This is a genomic window from Allobosea sp. 10L417 (genome assembly GCF_056395485.1).
Genome location: NZ_JBFTJP010000003.1, coordinates 124,370 through 146,266, shown reverse-complemented (window position 1 = coordinate 146,266; position 21,897 = coordinate 124,370). Strand labels below are relative to the sequence as shown.

At 67.4% G+C, this 21,897-nt stretch carries 18 protein-coding genes; 7 read left to right on the top strand and 11 right to left on the bottom strand.

All coding sequences use genetic code 11. From position 1 onward, the window contains the following. Window positions 1-145: 145 nt before the first annotated feature. From AC1DE3_RS11195 to AC1DE3_RS11180, 4 genes are all read left to right on the top strand, one after another. The gene (locus tag AC1DE3_RS11195) at window positions 146-1,162 is read left to right on the top strand and encodes an alpha-ketoacid dehydrogenase subunit beta (protein ID WP_441509354.1); all 1,017 of its coding nucleotides are present in this window, start codon (window positions 146-148) and stop codon (window positions 1,160-1,162) included. Further along, a complete protein-coding gene (locus tag AC1DE3_RS11190; protein ID WP_476852392.1) occupies window positions 1,162-2,466 on the top strand; it encodes a dihydrolipoamide acetyltransferase family protein in 1,305 nt (434 codons plus the stop codon). Before AC1DE3_RS11195 ends, AC1DE3_RS11190 begins: the two co-directional genes overlap by 1 nt. A gap of 10 nt (window positions 2,467-2,476) precedes the next feature. Then, the gene (gene lpdA, locus AC1DE3_RS11185; protein WP_441509352.1) at window positions 2,477-3,874 is read left to right on the top strand and encodes a dihydrolipoyl dehydrogenase; all 1,398 of its coding nucleotides are present in this window, start codon (window positions 2,477-2,479) and stop codon (window positions 3,872-3,874) included. 383 nt (window positions 3,875-4,257) lie between these two features. Further along, window positions 4,258-4,665: a DUF983 domain-containing protein gene (locus tag AC1DE3_RS11180; protein ID WP_441509351.1), complete on the top strand. Its 408-nt coding sequence runs from the start codon at window positions 4,258-4,260 to the stop codon at window positions 4,663-4,665. Between the two features lie 13 nt (window positions 4,666-4,678). Here AC1DE3_RS11180 and AC1DE3_RS11175 read toward each other — a convergent pair whose 3' ends face one another. Further along, window positions 4,679-6,070 (bottom strand): aminotransferase-like domain-containing protein, encoded by a 1,392-nt coding sequence (locus AC1DE3_RS11175; protein WP_441509350.1) that lies wholly within the window; start codon window positions 6,068-6,070, stop codon window positions 4,679-4,681. Window positions 6,071-6,221: 151 nt separating this feature from the next. Here AC1DE3_RS11175 and AC1DE3_RS11170 point away from each other — a divergent pair, with 151 nt between their 5' ends. Continuing rightward, window positions 6,222-6,710 carry an Lrp/AsnC family transcriptional regulator gene (locus AC1DE3_RS11170; RefSeq protein WP_441509349.1) on the top strand — a complete coding sequence of 163 codons (489 nt, stop codon included), beginning with the start codon at window positions 6,222-6,224 and terminating at the stop codon, window positions 6,708-6,710. 102 nt (window positions 6,711-6,812) lie between these two features. Here AC1DE3_RS11170 and mgrA read toward each other — a convergent pair whose 3' ends face one another. The 3 genes from mgrA to AC1DE3_RS11155 all read right to left on the bottom strand — a co-directional run bounded on the left by mgrA (window position 6,813) and on the right by AC1DE3_RS11155 (window position 10,371). Then, complete coding sequence (gene mgrA / locus AC1DE3_RS11165; protein ID WP_441509348.1) at window positions 6,813-7,835, bottom strand: L-glyceraldehyde 3-phosphate reductase; 1,023 nt, start codon at window positions 7,833-7,835, stop codon at window positions 6,813-6,815. 250 nt (window positions 7,836-8,085) lie between these two features. After that, window positions 8,086-9,516, bottom strand: a complete 1,431-nt coding sequence (locus tag AC1DE3_RS11160; protein ID WP_441509347.1) for an aldehyde dehydrogenase family protein — start codon at window positions 9,514-9,516, stop codon at window positions 8,086-8,088. A gap of 417 nt (window positions 9,517-9,933) precedes the next feature. Beyond that, window positions 9,934-10,371, bottom strand: coding sequence for an Lrp/AsnC family transcriptional regulator (locus AC1DE3_RS11155; protein WP_441509346.1), 438 nt, complete (start codon window positions 10,369-10,371; stop codon window positions 9,934-9,936). 128 nt (window positions 10,372-10,499) lie between these two features. On the opposite strand from AC1DE3_RS11155, the gene AC1DE3_RS11150 reads away from it, so the two are divergent. Beyond that, window positions 10,500-11,558 (top strand): ornithine cyclodeaminase, encoded by a 1,059-nt coding sequence (locus tag AC1DE3_RS11150; RefSeq protein ID WP_441509345.1) that lies wholly within the window; start codon window positions 10,500-10,502, stop codon window positions 11,556-11,558. A gap of 148 nt (window positions 11,559-11,706) precedes the next feature. Here the strand turns inward: AC1DE3_RS11150 and AC1DE3_RS11145 are convergent, their stop codons facing one another. The 3 genes from AC1DE3_RS11145 to ilvA all read right to left on the bottom strand — a co-directional run bounded on the left by AC1DE3_RS11145 (window position 11,707) and on the right by ilvA (window position 15,611). Continuing rightward, window positions 11,707-12,936, bottom strand: coding sequence for a GTP-binding protein (locus AC1DE3_RS11145; protein WP_441509344.1), 1,230 nt, complete (start codon window positions 12,934-12,936; stop codon window positions 11,707-11,709). Window positions 12,937-13,030: 94 nt separating this feature from the next. Beyond that, a complete protein-coding gene (locus AC1DE3_RS11140) occupies window positions 13,031-13,915 on the bottom strand; it encodes a LysR family transcriptional regulator (protein WP_441509343.1) in 885 nt (294 codons plus the stop codon). A 166-nt stretch (window positions 13,916-14,081) separates the two neighbouring features. Continuing rightward, complete coding sequence (gene ilvA / locus AC1DE3_RS11135) at window positions 14,082-15,611, bottom strand: threonine ammonia-lyase, biosynthetic (protein WP_476852391.1); 1,530 nt, start codon at window positions 15,609-15,611, stop codon at window positions 14,082-14,084. Window positions 15,612-15,950: 339 nt separating this feature from the next. On the opposite strand from ilvA, the gene ggt reads away from it, so the two are divergent. Then, window positions 15,951-17,546, top strand: coding sequence for a gamma-glutamyltransferase (ggt, locus tag AC1DE3_RS11130; RefSeq protein WP_476852390.1), 1,596 nt, complete (start codon window positions 15,951-15,953; stop codon window positions 17,544-17,546). A 77-nt stretch (window positions 17,547-17,623) separates the two neighbouring features. Here the strand turns inward: ggt and rocF are convergent, their stop codons facing one another. The 4 genes from rocF to AC1DE3_RS11110 all read right to left on the bottom strand — a co-directional run bounded on the left by rocF (window position 17,624) and on the right by AC1DE3_RS11110 (window position 21,834). Beyond that, a complete protein-coding gene (rocF, locus tag AC1DE3_RS11125; RefSeq protein ID WP_441509340.1) occupies window positions 17,624-18,604 on the bottom strand; it encodes an arginase in 981 nt (326 codons plus the stop codon). A 161-nt stretch (window positions 18,605-18,765) separates the two neighbouring features. Then, entirely contained in the window at window positions 18,766-19,590 is an 825-nt protein-coding gene (gene efeO, locus AC1DE3_RS11120; protein ID WP_476779784.1) for an iron uptake system protein EfeO, read from the bottom strand. 1 nt (window position 19,591) lies between these two features. After that, window positions 19,592-20,911 (bottom strand): iron uptake transporter deferrochelatase/peroxidase subunit, encoded by a 1,320-nt coding sequence (efeB, locus tag AC1DE3_RS11115; protein ID WP_476779785.1) that lies wholly within the window; start codon window positions 20,909-20,911, stop codon window positions 19,592-19,594. Continuing rightward, window positions 20,908-21,834, bottom strand: a complete 927-nt coding sequence (locus tag AC1DE3_RS11110; protein ID WP_441510092.1) for a cupredoxin domain-containing protein — start codon at window positions 21,832-21,834, stop codon at window positions 20,908-20,910. The genes efeB and AC1DE3_RS11110 overlap by 4 nt, the downstream gene beginning before the upstream one ends. Between the last annotated feature and the right edge of the window lie 63 nt (window positions 21,835-21,897).

Here is a 21,897-nt window from a genome sequence, read left to right as displayed (position 1 = left end):
AATTCCACCGCGTCATTCTCGGGCGAAGCGAAGCGCAGACCCGAGAATCTCAGGACGCGAAGGCTCTGGCTTCCGAGATGCTCGGTTCAAGCCCGAGCATGACGCCCTGCAACGCCCGCAACGTCGTCATCGGAGCCCGCTGAGCATGGCCAGGATGACGATGATCGAGGCGATCCGCTCCGCCATGGACGTCTCCATGGGCCGCGACGACGATGTCGTGGTCTTCGGCGAGGATGTCGGCTTTTTCGGCGGTGTCTTCCGCTGCACGCATGGGCTTCAGCAGAAATACGGGGTGTCGCGCTGCTTCGACGCGCCGATCAGCGAGGCCGGCATCGTCGGTACCGCGATCGGCATGGCGGCCTATGGCCTCAAGCCCTGCGTGGAGATCCAGTTCGCCGACTACATGTACCCGGCCTACGACCAGATCGTCTCGGAAGCCGCTCGCCTCCGTTACCGCTCGGCCGGCGATTTCACCTGCCCGATGGTGATCCGCATGCCGACCGGTGGCGGCATCTTCGGCGGCCAGACCCATAGCCAGAGCCCGGAAGCGCTGTTCACCCATGTCTCCGGCCTGAAGACCATCGTCCCGTCCAATCCCTACGACGCCAAGGGCCTGCTGATCGCCGCGATCGAGGACCCTGATCCGGTGATCTTCCTGGAGCCGAAGCGGCTCTATAACGGCCCCTTCGACGGCCATCATGACCGCCCGATCACGGCCTGGTCGAAGCATGAACTCGCGGAGGTGCCGGAAGGCCACTACATCGTGCCGCTCGGCAAGGCGGTGACGCGGCGCGAGGGCAATGCCGTCACCATCCTCGCCTATGGCACCATGGTCCATGTCGCGCTGGCGGCGGCTGAGGACACCGGTATCGACGCCGAGGTGATCGACCTGCGCACCCTCGTTCCCCTCGATCTCGAAGCGATCGTCGCCTCGGTCGAGAAGACCGGGCGCTGCATCGTGCTGCACGAGGCGACGCTGACCTCAGGCTTCGGCGGCGAACTCGTCGCACTGGTGCAGGAGCACTGCTTCTACCATCTGGAGGCGCCGGTGATGCGCGTCACCGGTTGGGATACGCCCTATCCGCATGCGCAGGAATGGGACTATTTCCCCGGCCCCGCCCGCCTCGGACAGGCGCTGCTAGATATCATGGAGGCACGCTGATGGGCGAGCGCATCATCAAGCTGCCGGATGTCGGCGAAGGCATCGCCGAGGCGGAGCTGGTCGAGTGGCACGTCAAGGTTGGCGACATCGTCCGCGAGGACGATCTGCTCGCTGCCGTGATGACCGACAAGGCGACGGTGGAGATTCCCTCGCCGGTCGAGGGCGAGGTGACCTGGGTCGGAGCCGAGGTCGGCGACACCGTCGCGATCGGCTCGGCCATCGTGAAGCTGAGGGTCGCGGGCGCGGGTGCCGCGGCAGAGGAACCCGCGGAAGAAGCGCCCGCCGAGAAGCCGGCTCCGGCTCCTGTCGCTGCTCCGCCCAAGGCCGAAAAGCCAGCCGCGTCGGCTGTTCCAGCCAAGCCGGCTGCTCCGCCTCCGCCGGCTCCCAAGCCCATGCGCGCCGACGCAGCCCCCGCCCAGCGCCGCGCTCCGGGCGAGAAGCCGCTGGCGTCGCCGGCCGTGCGTCTGAAGGCGCGTGAGGCCGGCGTCGACCTGCGCCAGGTGCCGGGCACCGGCCCAGCCGGCCGCATCACCCATGAGGATATCGACGCCTTCCTGCTGCGCGGGCCGGAGCCGGTCCGGGGCGGCGGGCTCGTCGAGCAGAGCGCCGTCACCGAGGTCAAAATCGTCGGCCTGCGCCGCCRCATCGCCGAGAAGATGGCGCTGTCGAAGGCGCGCATCCCGCACATCACCATTGTCGAGGAGATCAACGTCTCGCCGCTGGAGGATTTGCGCGCGACGCTGAACAAGAAGCCGACGCCCGAGCGGCCGAAGTTGACGCTGCTGCCCTTCCTGATGCGCGCCATGGTCAAGGCGCTCTCCGAGCAGCCGGCGCTGAACGCGCTCTATGACGACGATGCCGGCATCGTGCGCCAGCATGCCGCGATCAATATCGGCATCGCCACGCAGACGCCGACCGGCCTGATCGTGCCGGTGGTGAAGCATGCCGAGGCGCGAGACCTCTGGGGCTGCGGCATCGAGCTCGCCCGCCTCGCCGAGCGCGGCCGGCAGGGCAACGCGACGCGCGACGAACTGACCGGCTCGACCATCACCATCACCTCGCTCGGCGCGCTCGGCGGCATCGCGACGACGCCGGTGATCAACTACCCGGAGGTCGCCATCGTCGGCGTCAACAAGATGGTCGTGCGCCCGGTCTGGGACGGCACTACCTTCGTGCCCCGCAAGATGATGAACCTCTCCTCCAGCTTCGACCATCGCGTGATCGATGGTTGGGACGCCGCCGTCTTCGTGCAGCGGCTGAAGGAGCTGCTGGAGAACCCGGCCACGCTCTTCGTGGACATCTGAGGGGCGTGCCATGACAGAAATCACCTGCAAGCTCCTCGTCATCGGTGCCGGCCCCGGCGGCTATGTCTGCGCCATCCGCGCCGGCCAGCTCGGCGTCGACACCGTCATCGTCGAGAGCACCAAGCTCGGCGGCAGCTGCCTCAATGTCGGCTGCATCCCCTCCAAGGCGATGATCCATGTCGCCGAGGAATTCGAGAAGGCGGCTGACGCCGCCGCCGGCAAGACGCCTTTCGGCCTGACCGCGGCCGAGCCGAAGCTCGACCTGAAACAGGCCGTGGCCTGGAAGGACGGCATCGTCCAGCGCCTCAACAACGGCGTCGCCGCCCTGCTGCGCAAGGCCAAGGTCAAGATCGTCCATGGCAAGGCGCGTTTCCGCGACGGCAAGACCGTCGTGGTCGAGACCGAGACCGGCCCGAAGACGATCCAGGCCGAGGCCATCGTCATCGCGACCGGTTCCGTCCCAGTCGAGCTGCCCTTCCTGCCTTTCGGCGGCAATGTCATCTCTTCGACCGGCGCACTCGCGTTGACCGAAATGCCGAAGCGCTTCGTCGTGGTCGGCGGCGGCTATATCGGGCTGGAGCTGGGAACGGCCTTCGCCAGAATGGGCAGCAAGGTCACGGTGGTCGAGGCGCAGGACAAGATCCTGCCGCTCTACGATGCCGAGTTGACCGGCCCGGTCGCGAAGCGTCTGACCGGGCTCGGCGTCGAGGTGCTCACCGGCGCCAAGGCGCTCGGGCCAACCGCGAAGGGCGATGGCCTGCGCATCGAGACTGCCGATGGCACCGAACGCAGCCTGCCGGCCGACAAGATTCTTGTCACGGTCGGCCGCAAGCCGGTCACCGGCGATCTCGGCCTCGAAAACCTCGTCCTCGACATGGACGGCCGCTTCATCCGCATCGGCGAGCGCTGTGAGACGGCGATGCGTGGCATCTATGCGATCGGCGACGTCACCGGCGAGCCTATGCTGGCCCATCGCGCCATGGCGCAGGGCGAGATGGTGGCGGAGATCATCGCCGGCCTGCCGCGTGCCTGGGACAAGCGCGGCATCGCGGCGATCTGCTTCACCGATCCCGAGATCGTCTCGGTCGGCCTCTCGCCGGAGGAGGCCAAGCGTGCCGGCCATGAGCTCAAGATCGGCCAGTTCCCCTTCGCCGCCAATGGCCGGGCCATGACCCGCCATGGCGAGGCTGGCTTCGTGCGGGTCGTGGCGCAGGGCGGCAGCGAACTGGTGCTCGGTATCCAGGCGGTCGGGCAGGGCGTTTCGGAGCTCTCGGCCGCTTTCGGGCTCGCGATCGAGATGGGGGCGACCCTGCAGGACATCGCCGGCACGATCCACGCCCACCCGACGCTGGGCGAGGCCTTTCCGGAGGCCGCGATGAAGGCGCTGGGACACGCGCTGCATATTTGAGGGGACCGGCGCTCCTCTCCCTAAAAGGGCGCGGGTCATCCCGGCCGGAGCGCAGCCCAGAGCCGGGATCCATTCCGGAGCGCCCCGCCGTCATGCTCGGGCTTGACCCGAGCATCTCCTGCCGGAGGAGGCTTTTGTGCCTCACCTGCCAGAGATTCTCGGGTCAAGCCCGAGAATGACGCTCTGCATTGGTCTCGGCCTTCGGGGCTCTTCGCTAAGGCGAGCGCCGCAATCACTGGTTCTTGGTTCTCACAGACCACGCCATCCCGCGACCGATCCGCGCAGGCAGTCAGCTAAGATGCATACAATCTTGACATTGTCTTCATCGAAGAAGATCTGAAAGGCGACGCCGATCGAACGGCGCCGTCCCGAGGAGACATCCCATGTCCGGCGAGCATTGGCCGCCACTTTCTCCGCTCCAGACCGGCCTGCGCGGCCGCTGCCCGCGCTGCGGACAGGGCAAGATGTTCGAGGGCTTCCTGAAGCTGAAGCCGAAATGCGAGGTCTGCGGCCTGGATTATTCCTTCGCCGACCCGGCCGACGGACCGGCCTTCTTCGTGATGATGTTCGTCTGCATTCCGGCCGCGGCTTTTCCGCTCTGGCTGGAACTGACCTACAACCCGCCGACCTGGGTGCATCTCGTCACGACGCTGCCGCTGATCCTGCTGACCTGCATTCCACCGCTCCAGCCGCTCAAGGGCTGGCTTGTCGCCTCGCAGTTCTTCCACAAGGCCGAGGAAGGCCGGCTCGCCCGCCCGGCTCCGCAGGACAAGCCGGTCGCCTCCAACTGAGCTGATCGGGCGCTCAGCGCCCGGCTTGCCCACCGTCGCGGATCAGGCCGGCGAGAAGGCTCAGTGCCTCCGCCAGCCTCGCCCGCTCCGGTATCGCACCGAGCGCGATCCGGATCGCGTCCGGCGCCGCGCCGTCCGTGCTGAACGCATCGGCGGCCATCACGCCGAGCCCGGCGACGCGGGCGCGCCCAATCAGGCTGTTGCGCTCCCAATGGGCAGGCAAGGTCTGCCAGACATGCAGCGCATGCGGATGGCCCTGCATCGTCTCCGGCAGGATTTCCCGCGCCAGTAATTGTCGCTCGGCTGCCTCGCGCCGGACGCCCTCCAGCAGATCCTTGGCCGCGCCAATCCTGATCCAGTGCGCGGCGAGCGCCGTCATCAGAGGCGGGGGCATCAGCGCCGTCGCGCGCAGGGCGGCGAGGAACGGAGCGCCGTCGGCTCGCTCCGGCATGACGACGAAGGCCGTGCGCAGGCCGGGCGTCAGCACCTTCGACAAGGTTGCGACATGCCATGTCCGCTCGGGTGCCAGCGCGGCCAGCGGCGCGGGCGCATCGCCGGCGAGCAGGCTGTAGGGATCGTCCTCGATCAGGATGAGGTCACGCCGTCGGGCTACCGCGACGAGGTCCCGCCGCCGCCGTTCGGACAGCGTGATGCAGGTCGGATTCTGCAGCGTCGGCGTCAGCGCGAACAGTCGCGCGCCAAGACGGGCGGCAGCTTCGTCCAGTGCGTCCGGCAGCGGTCCATCCGCGTCGCTGGTCACGGGCACCATGGAGAGAGCACGCTGCCGCGCCGCGCCGATCAGGCCGGGATAGGCGAGGGGTTCCATCAGGATCGTTTCGCCGGGCCGGGCCAGCAGCGAGAGCAGCGCGTTGAGCCCGGGCTGGGCGCCCGGCACCACGGCGATCCGCAGCGGCGCGATTGAGCCCATGAGCGGCGCGAGCCAGGCCGCTCCGGCCGCGCGCTCGGCCAGCGATCCCGCGCCGCCATGATAGTTCATCAGTTGGTCGGCATCGCTGCGCGCCAGGATTTCGGCAATGCCGCGTTGCATCAGCTCGCCCAGCCGCAGGCCCTTGGGGGCGGGCGGGATCGTCATGCTGAGGTCGAGCGGCGGCCCTTTCTGCTCCTGCCGCGCGGAGATGAAGGAGCCGCGCCCCGTCACAGCGTCGGTCAGGCCGCGCTCGCGAGCCTCGCCGAAGGCGCGCGTGACCGTGGTGAGATCGACCGCGAGATGTTCGGCCAGCCGGCGCTGCGGTGGCAGACGGTCGCCCGGCCTGAGCAGCCCGTCTGCAACCGCCCGCTCGAGCTGTGCGACGATCTGGAGGTAGCGCGGTCCTGCCGCCGGGTCGAGCCGGCCGACCCAGTGGAGCGCTTCGTCGCTAGCGGCCTTCGCCCGAACCAATTCCATACATTCCCGCGATTGTAGGTATCGCATAGCGCGGACGGCCCATCCGCGCCAGTGGCATGTCGTTGCTGCCGTCTGGCACCGCCGCGATGCAGATGGTAGCCAGCAGCCGCTCCTGTAAGAGAGCCAAGTCAGCCGGGACCGGAGACAGGGAATGGCACGCCTGCGCCTCGATGCGCTCGACCGCAAGATCATCGCGGAACTGCAGATCAATTCGCGCCTTTCGGTGCAGGACCTCGCCCAGCGGATCGGCCTCTCGGCTTCGCCCTGCGCGCGCCGCATCCGCATGCTGGAGGAAGCCGGCGTCATCCAGGGCTACGCGGCGATCATCGACCAGACCAAGGTCGGGCTGCCGATCAGCGTCTTCGTCTCGATCAAGCTGGAGCGCCAGCGCGAGGACGAGCTCGACCGCTTCTCGCAAGCCGTGGCGCGCTGGCCCGAGGTGGTCGACTGCTATCTGATGACCGGCCAGCGTGACTATCTCCTGCGCATCGTGGTGCGCGATCTGCCAGCCTATGAGCGCTTCCTCAAGGACAAGCTTACTCGCCTCGATGGCGTCGCCTCGATCGAATCGAGCTTCGCGCTGGGGCAGGTGAAGCGCTCTAGCGCCCTGCCGATCGCGGCGGTGGCGGAGGAGGATTGAGCCGTGCCGTCATTCTCGGGCGCCGCGCAGCGGCGACCCGAGAATCTCGGGACGCACTGGTCGAAGAGATGCTCGGGTCAAGCCCGAGCATGACGGGCAGCGTCACCGTTCCGCCGAAGCTGCCCAGATATTGACGCCGCCCTCGACGGCGTGCCTGTCGATCGCCGCCAGCTCTTCGGCGGAAAATTCCGGGTTCTTCAGCGCCGCGACGCAGTCCGTCACCTGCTCCGGCCGGCTCGCGCCGATCAGCGCCGAGGTGACGCGCCCGCCGCGTAGCACCCAGGTGATCGCCATCTGGGCGAGGCTCTGGCCGCGCGCCCTCGCGATCTCGTTCAGCGCCGCGATGCTCTTGAGATTGGCCTCGCTGAGGAAGCCCTCGCGGAAGGAGGGCGCCTTCTTGTCGGCGCGGCTGCCGGCTGGCACGCCCTTGAGGTACTTGTCGGTCAGCATGCCCTGCGCCAGCGGCGAGAACACGATCGAGCCGATCCCTTCCGCGTCGAGCGTGTCGAGCAAACCGTCCTGCTCGATCCAGCGATTGAGCATTGAATAGCTCGGCTGATGGATCAGGCAGGGCGTGCCGAGGCGGCGCAGGATCGCGACCGCCTCCTGCGTGCGCTTGGAGTTGTAGGAAGAAAGCCCGACATAGAGCGCCTTGCCCTGGCGCACGATGGCATCGAGCGCGCCCATCGTCTCTTCCAGCGGCGTGTTCGGGTCGAAGCGGTGCGAATAGAAGATATCGACATAGTCGAGCTTCATCCGCTTCAGGCTCTGGTCGAGGCTGGAGATCAGGTATTTGCGGCTGCCCCATTCGCCATAGGGGCCCGGCCACATCCGGTAGCCGGCCTTGGTCGAGATCACCAGCTCGTCGCGAAGCCCGTCGAAATCCTGCTTCAGGATCTCGCCGAAGGCGGTCTCGGCCGAACCGGGCGGCGGCCCGTAATTGTTGGCGAGGTCGAAATGGGTGATGCCGAGATCGAAGGCCGTGCGGCAGATCTCGCGCATATTGGCGTGGGCACCGGTCTCGCCGAAATTCTGCCAGAGGCCGAGCGACAGCGCCGGCAATTGCAGCCCGCTGCGGCCGCAGCGATTGTAGCGCATCGCGTCATAGCGGTTGGAATTGACCATGGCCTCTGCCTCTCAATCGATTGAATCGGTCATAAAATGAAGGCCCGGTGGCGTTTCGTCCACCGGGCGCATCAATGGGAACCACGCCGTCATGCTCGCCCTCGTGGCGAGCATCCACGTCTTGAAAGAGGCTTTCGACCAGCGAAGACGTGGATGGTCGGGACAAGCCCGACCATGACGGGAGCCGCGTGTTCACGGGCTCCGGGCTCGGGCCTGACGGCCCGCCCCGGAAAGACACGCGGTGAACCGATCAGGCCGCGGCGTAACCGACCGTGCCCTTGATCTCGAGGAACTCCTCGAGGCCGAAATCGGCGTATTCGCGGCCGTTGCCGGACTGCTTGTAGCCGCCGAACGGCGCGCCCGCGTCCCAGGCCGGGTAGTTGATGTAGACATTGCCCGCGCGCATCTGCGACGCGACCTTGCGGGCGCGATCCTGCGAGCCGGACTGGACATAGGCCGCAAGGCCGTAGGGCGTGTCGTTGGCGCGCTCCACCACCTCGTCGTCGCTCTTGTAGGGCAGGATCGAGAGCACGGGCCCGAAGATTTCCTCGCGCGCGATGGTCATCTCGTCGGTGACGGCGCCGAACACTGTCGGGCGGACATAATAGCCGCGGTTCAGTCCTTCCGGACGGCCCGGGCCGCCGGTGACGAGCGTCGCGCCTTCCTTGATGCCGGCCTCGATCAGGCGCTGGATCTTCTCGTACTGGACCTCGCTGACGACCGGGCCGAGGAAGACGCCGTCCGCGGAGGGAGCCCCGACCTTGAGCGGCTCGGCGACCTGCTTGGCGATGGCGAGGGCTTCCTCATGCAGCTTCTCCGGCACGAACATCCGGGTCGGCGCGTTGCAGGACTGGCCGGAGTTGCGCATCACGCTCTCGACGCCGAGCTTCACCGATTTCTTCAAATCGGCATCATCCAGGATGATGTTGGCCGACTTGCCGCCGAGCTCCTGATGCACGCGCTTGACCGTATCCGCCGCCGCCTTGGCGACGAGGATGCCGGCGCGGGTCGAGCCGGTGAAGGAAACCATGTCGACGCCGGGATGCCGGGAGATGGCTTCGCCGACCGTCGGGCCGTCGCCGTTGACGAGGTTGAACACGCCCTTCGGCACGCCGGCCTCCTCCATCGCCTCGGCGAAGATCAGCGCGTTGAGCGGCGCGATCTCGGAGGGCTTCAGCACCATCGTGCAGCCGGCGGCCAGCGCCGGCGCGACCTTGCACATGATCTGGTTGAGCGGCCAGTTCCACGGCGTGATCATGCCGACGACGCCGATCGGCTCCTTGGCGATCAGGGTGGTACCGCGCAGCTCCTCGAACTCGAAGTTTTCGAGGGTCTCGATCATCTTGGCGAGATGGGCCGTGCCCATCGCGGCCTGCGCCCGGTGCGCCAGCTCCTTCGGCGCGCCCATCTCGCGCGAAAGGACATTGGCGATGTCGTCGTAGCGCTTCTTGTAGGCCTCGGCGAGGCGGCGCATCAGGGCGAGGCGCTCGGCCTTGGAGGTCTTCGCGAAGGCCGGGAAGGCGGCGCGGGCGGCGGCGACGGCCTTGTCGACATCGGCCTGCTCGCCCAGCGCGATCGTGGCGAAGGCTTCTTCGTTCGAGGGGTCGATCACGCCGAGCGTGCGATTGCCCGACGGCTTCACCCACTGGCCATCGATATAGAATTCGAGTTCATGCGCCATGGTCTGATCTCCCTGAACATGTCTTGGCTCAAAGCGCGAGGAGCCGGCCGGGAAGCGACCGGCGGTCCATGCCCCAAGCAAGGAACTGTCGATGTCGGACGTGAACGGGCGGCCTTGCGCGATCATGCATCGCCGGCCGCCATCGACGCTTTCGTCTGACGGGACGCACGTTAGGGGGGCGGCGCGTGCCTGTCACGGGGCAGCGTGTCGCATTTGCGGATGGCGGCCATGCAGCGGCGCTTCTTGTGGGGCGACCGGTGTCGTTCGGCATCCGCCAAACCCTCCGCGTCATCCCGGACAAGCCGCGCCAGCGGCGCCGATCCGGGATCCATCGTAGAGTGCGGGGGCCCTACGATGGATCCCGGGTCTACGCTTTGCTCCGCCCGGGATGACGGCGTGGTTCGCGCAGATTGACTTCTACAGCCGCGCCTTGACGCTGCGCGGCGTCGCCAGCAGCAGGCTGGTCTCGCTGTTGGTGACGCCGGGGATCAGGCGGATGCGCCGGAGCACTTGGTCGAAGGCGATCAGGTCGGAGGTGCCGAGCTCGACCACGAGGTCCCAGTTGCCGTTGGTGGTGTGAATGCTGGAGACCTCGGTGAAGCCGGAGAGCGCGTCGATCACCGAATCCGCGGCCTGGCCGGCGATCTCGATCATGGTGATGCCGCGCACCGGCAGATCGATCGCGTCCGAGCGCAGGATCACGGTGAAGCCGATGATCTCGCCGGACTGCTCCAGCTTTTCCAGCCGTGCGCGCACGGTCGCCCGCGTCAGGCCGAGATCGGCCGCGAGGTCCGAGATGCTGCGGCGCCCGTCATGACGCAGCAGGGTGATGAGCTTGCGGTCTAGATCGTCCATCGCCCGAAATGGATAATTCTGTTTGCCGTTTCGATCAATATCGGCGCCGATAGGATCATTCTGGCTTCTTTCGGCTGCCGCCGAAAACGAGGACAATGGCCCCTTCAACGAGAACAGCGCGGGGACCCATGATTCAGCAGCTCAACGTCGTGCCTTTCGTCAGCGTCGACCACATGATGAAGCTGGTCCATGCGATCGGCATCGAGCGGATGCTGGCCGACATCGCCGCCTATATCGAGGACGATTTCCGGCGCTGGGAGATCTTCGACAAGACGCCGCGCATCGCCTCCCACAGCCTCGAAGGCGTGATCGAGCTGATGCCGACCAGCGACGGCAAGCTCTACGGCTTCAAATACGTCAACGGCCACCCCAAGAACATGAAGGCTGGTCTCCAGACCGTCACCGCCTTCGGCCTGCTCTCGGATGTCGCGACGGGCTATCCCGTCCTGCTCTCGGAGATGACCTTCCTGACCGCGCTGCGCACGGCGGCGATGTCAGCCGTCGCGGCCAAGCACCTTGCGCCCAAGAACGCGGCGACGATGGCGATCATCGGCAATGGCGCCCAGTCGGAATTCCAGGCCTTCGCCTTCCGCGCCCTGCTCGGCATCGAAAATCTGCGGCTCTATGACGTCGATCCCGCCGCGACCGAGAAATGCGCCCGCAACCTCGCGCGCCACGGTTTCAGGATCACGCGCTGCGCCACGGCGATGGAAGCGGTCGAGGGCGCCGAGATCGTCACCACCGTCACCGCCGACAAGCAATATGCGACGATCCTGACCGACAACATGGTCGGCGCCGGCGTCCACATCAACGCGGTCGGCGGAGACTGCCCCGGCAAGACCGAGATTCACCGCGACGTGCTGCTGCGCTCCTCGATCTTCGTCGAATACCCGCCGCAGACCCGCATCGAGGGCGATATCCAGCAGCTCGACGCCGACCATCCGGTCGAGGAGCTCTGGAAGGTCATCACTGGGGCGGCGGCGGGCCGCACCGATGCCAGCCAGATCACGCTGTTCGACTCGGTCGGCTTCGCCATCGAGGATTTTTCGGCGCTGCGCTATGTCCACGAACGCATCCGCGAGGCCGGCACCTATGTCGATCTCGACCTGATCGCGGACCCCGACGATCCGCGCGATCTCTTCGGCATGCTGATGCGCGCCGCGCCTAGCGCCGTCGCGGCGGCGTGAGGCCATCCGGCTTGGTGGTGGTCGCTGTAACCACGTCGTCATCCCGGGCTTGAACCCGGGATCCATGCCAGAGCGCTTCCACAAGAGGTTCAGGCATGGATCCCGGATCTCCGCTTAGCTCCGTCCGGGATGACAGCGACGTTTGGACTTACGCCGCGTCCCGCTCCCAGCGCGGGAACGGGTCTTCGAGCCCGAGCAGCGCCTGCGTCAGCCCTGTGCTGGGGCTCCCGGTCAGGCAGGAATCGAGTTCGGTGCGGATCGCCGCCTCGTCCATCTCGAGGCCGCCGATGAACACCATCTCCTGGCGCCGGTCGCCCCATGTCGGCGACCAGTGCTTGTTCATCAAGGATTGGAATTCCTCCGAGCGGGGCCAGCGCTCCCTGGGCACTGACGCCCACCAGCGCCCCATGCCCTCTGTGCGGGTGATGCGCCCGGCCAATGAGTATTCGCCAACCCAGTGTGGCCGGCTCGCCAGCCAGAAATGGCCCTTGGCCCGGATCACGCCGGGCAGGCGCCTGCCCATGAAGCCGTGCAGTTTCGCCGGATGGAACGGCCGTCGCGCCCGGTAGACGAAGGAGCGAATGCCATATTCCTCGGTCTCGGGCTCATGGTCGCGGAAGCCGTAGAGCTCCTTGTGCCAGAGCGGATGGGTCTGCGCCTTCTCCTCGCTGTAGAGCTTGGTATCGAGCAGCCGGTCGGGCGGAACGCGGCCGAAATCGGCCTCGACGATGCGGGCGTCGGCATTGAGGCCACGCACCACCTGCCTGACCTTGTCCAGCTCCTCGAGTGAAACCTCGCCGGCCTTGTTGATCACCACGACATCGGCGAACTCGATCTGTTCGACGAGCAGATCGACCAGCGTCCGTTCGTCGCCGTCGCCGGCCGTCTCGCCGCGGTCGCCGAGGAAGTCGCGGCTGTCGTAATCCTCGAGGAGGTTCAGTGCGTCGACCACCGTCGCCATGGTGTCGAGGCGGGCGACATCGTCGAGCGAGCGGTCTTCCTCGTCGCGGAAGGAGAAGGTCGCGGCGATCGGCAGCGGCTCGGCTATGCCGGTTCCCTCGATCAGCAGGTAGTCGAATTTCCGCTCCTCGGCGAGGCGGCGCACTTCGGTCAGCAGGTCGTCGCGCAGCGTGCAGCAGATGCAGCCATTGCTCATCTCGACCAGGCTCTCCTCGGTCTTGGAGAGGTCGGCGCCGCCCTCGCGCACGAGATCGGCGTCGATATTCACCTCGCTCATGTCGTTGACGATGACGGCGACGCGCCGGCCCTCGCGGTTGTTGAGGATGTGGTTGAGCAGCGTGGTCTTGCCGGCGCCGAGAAAGCCGGAGAGGACGGTGACCGGCAGGCGCCGGTCGACGAGGAGGGGAGACGAAGCCATCGGAGGAAGTCCGGTCTGATGAATGAAAATTTGTTACATTATAACATTTCATCATTGTCAACCGCGCCGCGGTGGCGGGGCAGCGCGAGGACGTTCAGTGCTTGTTGTTTTCAGCCAGCGCGAGAAAGGCTGCTGCCGCCTTGGCGAGGTAGCGTTCCTTGTGGCGCAGCGCGAGGAAGCGGCGCTTCGGCAATGGCAGCGCGACCGTGACGAGGCGCCCTGCCGCGATGGCATTGGCGGCGACGAGCCGCGAGATCGCGGTGGTGCCCGCACCGGCGGCGACCGCGGCGCAGATCGCTTCGTTCGACGGCAGTTCGAGCGCGACAGCAAGGTCCGTCGCGACAAGGCCGAGCCCCGGCAGCGCCGCCTCGAACATGGCGCGCGTGCCGGAGCCGGGCTCGCGCAGCACCCAGGCGCCCTGCTTGAGTTCAGCGGGTGAGGGAGGCGTCTGCGCCCAGGGATGACCGGCCGGAACGATGATGACGAGTTCGTCCTCCGCCACCGCGGTCATGGCGAGGGCCGGATCGTCGATCTCGCCTTCGATGAAGCCGAGATCGGCGTCGCCGTTCTGGATGGCGGCGCTCACCGTTTCGGTGTTGCCGATGGCAAGCGAGACCGTGATGCCGGGATGCTCCCGGCGAAAGCGCTGGATCAGCGGCGGCAGCCAGTAATTCGCGACGGTCTGGCTCGCCATCAGTGCGAGCGAGCCACGGGCGAGTCCCGAGAGATCGGAGAGCACCGCTTCGGCTGCTGCTGCCCGTGTCAGCACGGCGCGGGCCTCGGTCAGAAAGAGGCGGCCGGCATCGGTCAGCGCGATGCGCCGGCCGATCCTGTCGAACAGCTTGGTCGCGTAGCGCGCCTCCAGCGTCGCGATCGCGGAACTCACGGCCGATTGCGTGAGGTTGAGGGCGCGGGCGCCTTGCGTCAGATGCTCCCGCTCGGCGACGGCGACGAAGATGCGGAGTTGTTCGAGCGTCATGCCCTGACCTTACAGCTCGGTTGTAAACACTCAGCCCTCATCCTGAGGAAGCCCGAAGGGCTGCATCGAAGGATGATCCAGATGGTTCCGGAGCCTCCCGGACCATCCTTCGAGATGCGCCTGCGGCGCTCCTCAGGATGAGGGCTGCAGGGCGGCGGCCTGGTGATCAATCCGCACCGGTGCGCTCCGACAGGAAGGAAAGATAGGCCGGGTTTTCGCTCTCGCTCCAATAGGGGTAGCCGAGCGCATCGAGCCGCTTGGTCAGTTGGCTGCGCTGGGCCAGAGGTATCTGGACGCCGGCGAGCACGCGGCCGTAATCGGCGCCGTGGTTGCGGTAGTGGAACAGCGAGATGTTCCAGTCGGCCGAGAGGCTGTTCAGGAATTTCAGCAGCGCGCCCGGCCGTTCGGGGAATTGGAACCGGAACAGCAATTCGTCGCCGAGCCCTGGCGCCTTGCCGCCGACCATGTAGCGGATATGCAGCTTGGCGAGTTCGTTGTCGCTCATGTCGAGCACGGGATAGCCGTGCTCGCCCAGCATCGCGATGATCTGGCGCTTCTCGGCCTCGCCCTCGGACAGCTGCACGCCGACGAAGATGCGCGCCGCCTTGGGATCGGAATAGCGGTAGTTGAACTCGGTTATGGCGCGCCTGCCCAGCAACTGAATGAAGGCGCGGTAGCTGCCGGGCTTTTCGGGGATGGTCACCGCCAGCAGCGCTGCGCGATGCTCGCCGATCTCGGCCCGCTCGGCGATATGGCGCAAGCGGTCGAAATTCATGTTGGCGCCGCTATTGATCGCGATCAGCGCGCCGGCGCGTTTGGCCCCACGCGCCGCATAGGCCTTCAGCCCCGCGAGGCTGACGGCACCGGAAGGCTCGGCAATGGCGCGGGTATCCTCGAAGATGTCCTTCACCGCCGCGCAGATCTCGTCGGTCGAGACGGTGACGACCTCGTCGAGCAGTTCGCGGCAGAGCCGGAATGTTTCCTCGCCCGCCTGCCGCACCGCGACGCCGTCGGCGAAGAGCCCGACCTGATCGAGCACGATGCGCTCGCCCGCCGCGATGGCGCCGGCCATGGAGGCGGCATCCTGCGGCTCGACGCCGATCACCTTGATCTCGGGCCGCAGGAACTTGGCGTAGACCGCGACGCCGGCCGCGAGCCCGCCGCCGCCGATCGGCACGAAGATCGCCTCGATCGGATCGGGATGCTGGCGCAGGATTTCCATGCCGACCGTGCCCTGGCCGGCGATGACGTCCGGATCGTCATAGGGGTGGACGAAGGTCCGCCCCTTTTCGGCCTCGAGCTTGCGGGCATGGCCATAGGCTTCGTCGAAATTCTCGCCATGCAGCACGACACGCCCGCCGAGGCTGCGCACCGCCTGCACCTTGATGTCGGGCGTGGTGCGCGGCATCACGATGGTCGCCTTCATGGCGAGCTTGCGCGCCGCCAGCGCCACGCCCTGCGCGTGATTGCCGGCCGAGGCGCAGATCACGCCGCGCTCGGCCTCCTCGGTCGAGAGGCCGGCCATCTTGTTGTAGGCGCCGCGCAGCTTGAACGAGAAGACGGGCTGTAGATCCTCGCGCTTCAGCAGCGCCTGCCCGCCGATCCGGGCCGAAAGCCGCGGCAGCGGGTCGAGCGGGCTCTCGATCGCGACGTCGTAGACGCGCGCTCCGATGATCTTGCGGATGTAGTCTTGCATGGCAGCTCGTCCTCTCGGGCGGCGATAGCCCGCTGTACCGCGATGTCAATCGTCCCGGCCGCGCTGGCGCTGGTGCGGAAGGCGCTCCAGCTGTGCGAGTCCTCATTCTGAGGCGCCGCGCCCGCGGCGTATCGAAGGATGCTCCCGATGGTCCGGAGCCTCCGCGAACATCCTTCGAGACGCGCCTGCGACGCTCCTCAGGATGAGGGCTGCCTGTCTTTGGCGCGGTTATGTCGGCCATGCGCGGGGCGGGATTGCCAAGCCCCCGGCCGGCGCGCCAAAGCCTTGTGCGAAACGAGCGCCCCCGAAACGAAGGCGCGGTAGAGGCGGAGACGACGGATGAGTTGGGGCAAGCGCGATTTCATGGTTCCGGGCCGGCCGGTTGCGGTCGGTGACCGCGGCATGGCGGCGACCTCGCATCCCGCCTCGACACTGGCCGCCGTCGATATCCTGCGCGCCGGCGGCAACGCCATCGACGCTGCCATCGCGGCGGTCGCCGTCCAGGCCGTGGTCGATCCGCACATGACCGGCATCGGCGGCGACTGCTTCGCGATCTATGCGCCGGCCAAAGGCAAGATGGTCGCGCTCAACGGCTCCGGCCGCTCCRCCGCCAAGGCTGAACTCGGCTGGTTCCTCGGCCAGGGCATGACCGCGATCGCCGCGGATTCGCCCCATGCGGTCACCGTGCCCGGCGCCATCGACGCCTGGTGCCGCCTCGTCGCCGACCATGGCAGCAAGAGCCTCGACGAGATCTTCGCGCCGGCGATCCGCGCCGCCGAGGAGGGCTTCGTGGTGACGCCGCGCGTCGCGCTCGACTGGGCGAAGGCCCGCGGTCGCATCGAGAAGCACGGGCTCGGCAACGCCGTCTACCTGCCGGGCGGCAATCCCCCTGCCGTCGGCGACAAGATGGTCCATCCGGCGCTCGGCAGGACGCTGCGCCGCATCGCCCGCGAGGGCCGCTCAGCCTTCTACGAAGGTGAGCTCGCCGAGGACATGGTCGCGGTGCTCAAGGGCGCCGGCAGCCTGATCGGGCTCGATGACTTCGCCGCTGCGAAGTCCGATTATGTCGATCCGATCGGCGCGGATTATCGCGGCCACCGCCTCTGGGAATGCCCGCCGAACGGCCAGGGCATCGCCGCGCTACTGATCGCGCGCATCCTCGAAGGCTTCGACCTCAAGGACGGGGCGCTGAGCGAAGCCGATCGCATCCATCTCCTGGCCGAAGCCAGCAAGGCCGCCTATCGCCAGCGCGACGCGCTGGTGGCCGACCCCACCGTCAGCCCCTTCGACACCGGGGCTTTCCTTTCCGACCAGTTCGTCAGCCGCATCCGCAAGGAGATCAGCCTCGAGAAGGCGGCGGCGGCGGAAGCCTTCGACATGCCCCTGCACAAGGACACGATCTATCTCTGCGTCGTCGACGGCGACGGCAACATGGTGTCCTTCATCAATTCGCTGTTCTCCGCCTTCGGCAGCGGCATCTACGCATCGAAGGCCGGCGTCATGCTGCAGAATCGCGGCTCCGGCTTCCGGCTGATCGAGGGGCACCCCAACGCCATCGCGCCGCGCAAGCGCCCCTTCCACACGATCATTCCGGGCATGCTGGCCAAGGACGGCAAGGCGATCATGCCGATGGGCGTGATGGGCGGCCAGTATCAGTCGACGGGCCATGTCCATTTCCTGTCCGGCATTCTCGACCGCGGCCTCGATCCGCAGCAGGCCTCGGATGCGCCGCGCAGCTTCGCCTATGACGGCAAGCTCTCGCTGGAAACGACGATCCCGGCCGCTGTCGCCGCCGATCTCAAGGCGCGCGGCCATGACGTGGTCTGGGCAGAGGAGCCTCTCGGCGGATGCCAGGCGATCTGGGTCGACCACAAGCGTGGCGTGATGTTCGGCGCCTCCGACCATCGCAAGGACGGCTTCGCGCTGGCGGTGTAAGGCCGCCACGCCCGAGGCGTGAAACGCATTGAAGCACCGTGCGCCCATCGAGGCGCACGGTGTTTTCGTTTTTGGATTCAGGCTGCGCCGATGGCGTTCGACGGCGTCTGCCGGTCGGTGATCTGCTGGCCGAACAGGCTGCCGGCGAGCTCGACGGCGAGGCGGGCCGTCTGGCCGCGATCGTCGAGGAAGGGGTTGAGCTCGACGATGTCCATCGAGCGCACCAGCCCGGAATCGTGCAGCAGCTCCATCACCAGATGCGCCTCGCGATAGGTCGCGCCGCCCGGCACGGTGGTGCCGACGCCGGGCGCCAGCGGCGGGTCGATGAAATCGACGTCGAAGCTGACATGGAGCACGCCATCCGCCGCGCGCACCTTGTCGATCACCTTGCGGATCAGCACGCCGACGCCGTGCTCGTCGATGGCGCGCATGTCGGCGATATCGACGCCGCGTGCCTTCACCGCCGCCTTCTCCAGCGGGTCGATCGAGCGGATGCCGAAGAGGCTGAGCTGCTCCGGCGAGATCGAAGCGCGCGGCTCGGAGCCGAGCAGGTCGTCGAGGCCGGCTTCGCCGCAGAGGAAGGCGGAGGACATGCCGTGCATATTCCCGGAGGGCGAGATCGCCGGCATGTTGAAATCGGCATGGGCGTCGAGCCAGAGCACGAAGAGCTTGCGGCCCTGCTCCTGCCAGTAGCGGGCAACGCCATTGACCGAGCCCATCGACAGGCTGTGATCGCCGCCGAGGAAGATCGGCGTGTCGCCGGTGCGGGCAAGCTCATAGGCGCCGGCGCTCAGCGCGCGCATCCAGGCGGCGATCTCATGGTAGAAGCGGGCATTGTCGGGCGCCGGGCCGTCCACCGGTTTCAGGTCGCGCGCGAGAATGTCGCCATGGTCCGCGACGGCGTAGCCGAGGTCTTCCAGCACGCGCACGAGGCCCGCCGTGCGCAGGCCGGCCGGACCCATCAGCGCGCCGCGACGCGAGGCGCCGACCTCGATCGGGCAGCCCAGCAGGGCGATGCGGCCCTGTGCGGCCGGGTTTTTGGCGGAAATGTCGGTCATGAGAGCAGGCTGTCCATGTCTGCGAAGGGGCGTCTGTCGCCGATGCGCCGTCCATGGCGCATCGGCTCCAGCCTGTCGAGTGCCGCGCTCGCGTGACCGTTCTGTGTCAGGTCGGCTTCCCGAACTGCGGAAGCCGCTTCCCTCGAAGATCCGATGGGGACTCAGCCGAGTCCGAGCACGCCGCGCAGCTTGGAGAGGTCCTCGGCCAGGGTCGTGATCATCGCGGCCAGCGCCTTGCGGTCGGTCTCGCTCAGCTTGTCATAGGTCTCGAAGCCGCCATCCCCGAGCTTGTACTTCGCCAGCGTCTTGTCGACGGTCGCGAAATTCGCGTCGATCTTGGCCGCGAGCGCCTTGTCTTCCTTTGTGACCAGGGGCCGCAGCAGGTCGACGATTGTCTTGGCGCCGTCGACATTGGCCTGGAAGTCCCAGAGGTCGGTGTGGCTGTAGCGGTCTTCCTCGCCGGAGATCTTGGTGGCCGCAACCTCCTCGATCAGCACGGCCGCGCCGCCGACCATCTTGTCCGGCGGGATCGTCAGGCCCTTGATGCGGCCCTGCAACTCGGTGACATCGGCGAGCAGCTTGTCGGCGATGGGGGCGAGCCCGTCCGTGCTGTTCTTGGCGAAGAGCCCGTATTCGATGCGGTGGAAGCCGGTGAACTCCGGATCTTCCTCCTTCTTCTCATGGTCGTCGGCGCGCGAGTCGATCTTGCCGTCGAGGTCGCTGAACAGCTCGGCGACCGGCTCGATCTTTTCGTAGGAGACGCGGGTCGGCGCGTAGAGCGCCCTGGCCTTGGCGAGATCGCCGGCCTTGACCGCGTCGGTGAAGGCCTTGGTGTCCTTCACCAGCTGGTCGACGCCCTTAGAGACATAGATCTTGTACTCGGAGACCGGTGCCACGAGGTCGAGCGGCGAGACGGCGAAGGCCGGCCCTGCCGCGATGATGGCGAACAGGCCGGCCCCGGCCAGCCATGCGAAGCGCAAGCTCATATCAGTCTCCTGTCTTGCGGGGGAAAGTCCTGGCCGAGGCAGGCGCGATGCCGCGCGCGGCCCGGATCAAACCGGCGCCGAGATAGCTTCCGGCATCGGGCACGCCGGGCAGGGCGAAGAAATAGCCGCCGCCGACCGGCTTGATGTATTCCTCCAGCGGTTCGCCATCGAGCCGCTTCTGCACGGCGATGAAGCTGCGCTCGAGGTCCTGCTGGAAGCAGATGAAGAGCAGCCCCATGTCGAGCTGGCCGGCGCGGGTGACGCCGTTGGAATAGTTGAAGGGCCGGCGCAGCATCCGGCTGGCTTCCGTCTCCGGCCGGCGCGGATTGGCGAGCCGGATATGGGCGTCGAGCCTGGTGCGCTTTCCCTCGAGATCGTCGGCATAGACCGGCTCGTCATATTCGCGCTGGCCGCCGAAGGGCGCGCCGCTCGCCTTCTGGCGGCCCATGATCGCTTCCTGCTCGCCGAGTGGCGTGCGATCCCAGCGCTCGACGAAGTTCCGGATGATCCGGACCACCTGATAGCTGCCATTGGCGGCCCATTCCGGCTCGTCCGAGCCGGGCTGAATCCAGACGAGACGGTCCATCGACGCCTTGTCGGCGGCGTCGGGATTGGCGGTGCCGTCGCGGAAGCCGAGCAGGTTGCGGGCGCTCTCGGCCGGCCCGCTGGACTTGGGTTTGAGGACGGGGACAGTACCCTCCTGCTTCCAGCGCAGCAGGATGAGGTCCGGCGCGTTCTTCAGGATATCGCGCAGCGCGTGGATGCTGGTGTCGGCCGTGTTGGCGCAGAATTGCAGCAGCAGGTCGCCATGGCAGAGCGCGCCGTCGAGCGCGTCGTTGCGGAAGCGCTTCATCCGCTGCAGGCGTTTCGGCTTCAGCGGACCTAAGCCGAAGCGCTCGTCGAAGAGCGAGGCGCCGAGCGCGACCGTTATAGTCAGGTTGTCGGGTGCGATGACCGGGCCGAGAATGCCGCTGTCCGGTGGGGGGAAGCCGGGATCGGCGGTGGGGGCCGGCCCGCCCTGCATCAGGAAGGCGATGCGTTCGCTGAGCAGCCGGAAGAGCCGTTCGAGCTCGTCGAGCGAGGTCGCGGTGACGTCGAAGGCGGCCACCAGGCCGGTCGCCGGGCGAGGCGTGACGATGCCGGATTGATGGATGCCGTGAAAGGGCTGGCGCTGGGCGGTCGCGTCGCTCTCCGGCGCAGCCGCAGGATTCTGTGCCGGTTCGCTCGCCGCCCGTGCCAGCGAGGCGCTCCCGATCGCCGCTGCGCCGCCCGTCAGCAGCGACCGCCGCGATGGTGTGAAGCTCTTGCCCGGCCTGGTCATGATTTGCGCTCCGCTTCGGGGAGGGCGAGCGCCTTACGCATGGCCGAAAGATCCTCGACGAGCGACCGGATCGCGCCGCCCGGCTTGGCGTCATTGGGGAGGGCCGCGAGCACGGCTTTCGTCCGCGCCGCCAACTCGGGGTCGATCCGCGCCGTCAACGGCAGTAGCAGCCGCGCGATGCCGCTTGCAGCGGCAACATCCTCCGGCGAGGCCGTCTCTCCGTCCTGAGCGGACAGAAGAGCGATTGCACCTGCCAGCATCGTGTCGGGCAGGACGGTGCGTTGGCCGAGAGCGACGCGGAAGGCTTCGGCATCCAGCTTGACCTCGGACGCTGCGACCGCGGCCTCGCCAGCGAGGGCTATCTGCACCTTGCCGAAGAGGGCTTCGAGTCTGGCATCCCCCATGGTTGCCGGGCGCAAAGTGGGCAGCAGCACGGCGGCATCACGGCGGGCCTCGTCCGCAGCCTCGGCGTTGCCTGCGCCGTGCGCTTGCTCGAGGGCGTAGAGCGCCGCGCCGAGGGCGGCCGAGCGCTCGCTCAGGAAGGCGCGATATTCGGCGGCCGGGCCGACCATGTCCATCAGCGTCAGGGCAGGGCGCGGCTGCGCCGCCGAGGCCTGCACGACGAGCCTGCCGCGCGGCGCGCTGAGCAGCCCGCAGGTGATGGCGTATTCGCCGGGATGGAGCTGCGTCGTCAGCCGCCGGGACTGGCCGGGCGCAATGTTCTCGCGCTCCTCCAGCACCATCACGCCGTCGAGGATTTCCCATTCCAGCACGCGCTCGCCGCGATTTGTCACGACGAAACTGGCCTTGCCGGCAGGAATGGTCAGCGTCGAAGGCTCGCAGGTGCGATCGGTGATGGCGACGGCGATGTCGCTTGTGCTGGCCTCGGCGCCACGGCGCGCGCCGTTTCCGGCCGCGTAGATGAAGGCGCCGACACCGCCGCAGATCAGCAGCAGCGTGCCGATGCCGGCCAGCCTCAGGCGCGG

Coding starts and splice junctions, on each gene's coding strand:
- AC1DE3_RS11195 (WP_441509354.1), top strand. CDS start 146: ATGGCCAGGATGACGATGATCGAGGCGATCCGCTCCGCCATGGACGTC.
- lpdA (WP_441509352.1), top strand. CDS start 2,477: ATGACAGAAATCACCTGCAAGCTCCTCGTCATCGGTGCCGGCCCCGGC.
- AC1DE3_RS11180 (WP_441509351.1), top strand. CDS start 4,258: ATGTCCGGCGAGCATTGGCCGCCACTTTCTCCGCTCCAGACCGGCCTG.
- AC1DE3_RS11175 (WP_441509350.1), bottom strand. CDS start 6,070: ATGGAATTGGTTCGGGCGAAGGCCGCTAGCGACGAAGCGCTCCACTGG.
- AC1DE3_RS11170 (WP_441509349.1), top strand. CDS start 6,222: ATGGCACGCCTGCGCCTCGATGCGCTCGACCGCAAGATCATCGCGGAA.
- mgrA (WP_441509348.1), bottom strand. CDS start 7,835: ATGGTCAATTCCAACCGCTATGACGCGATGCGCTACAATCGCTGCGGC.
- AC1DE3_RS11160 (WP_441509347.1), bottom strand. CDS start 9,516: ATGGCGCATGAACTCGAATTCTATATCGATGGCCAGTGGGTGAAGCCG.
- AC1DE3_RS11155 (WP_441509346.1), bottom strand. CDS start 10,371: ATGGACGATCTAGACCGCAAGCTCATCACCCTGCTGCGTCATGACGGG.
- AC1DE3_RS11150 (WP_441509345.1), top strand. CDS start 10,500: ATGATTCAGCAGCTCAACGTCGTGCCTTTCGTCAGCGTCGACCACATG.
- AC1DE3_RS11145 (WP_441509344.1), bottom strand. CDS start 12,936: ATGGCTTCGTCTCCCCTCCTCGTCGACCGGCGCCTGCCGGTCACCGTC.
- AC1DE3_RS11140 (WP_441509343.1), bottom strand. CDS start 13,915: ATGACGCTCGAACAACTCCGCATCTTCGTCGCCGTCGCCGAGCGGGAG.
- ilvA (WP_476852391.1), bottom strand. CDS start 15,611: ATGCAAGACTACATCCGCAAGATCATCGGAGCGCGCGTCTACGACGTC.
- rocF (WP_441509340.1), bottom strand. CDS start 18,604: ATGACCGACATTTCCGCCAAAAACCCGGCCGCACAGGGCCGCATCGCC.
- efeO (WP_476779784.1), bottom strand. CDS start 19,590: ATGAGCTTGCGCTTCGCATGGCTGGCCGGGGCCGGCCTGTTCGCCATC.
- efeB (WP_476779785.1), bottom strand. CDS start 20,911: ATGACCAGGCCGGGCAAGAGCTTCACACCATCGCGGCGGTCGCTGCTG.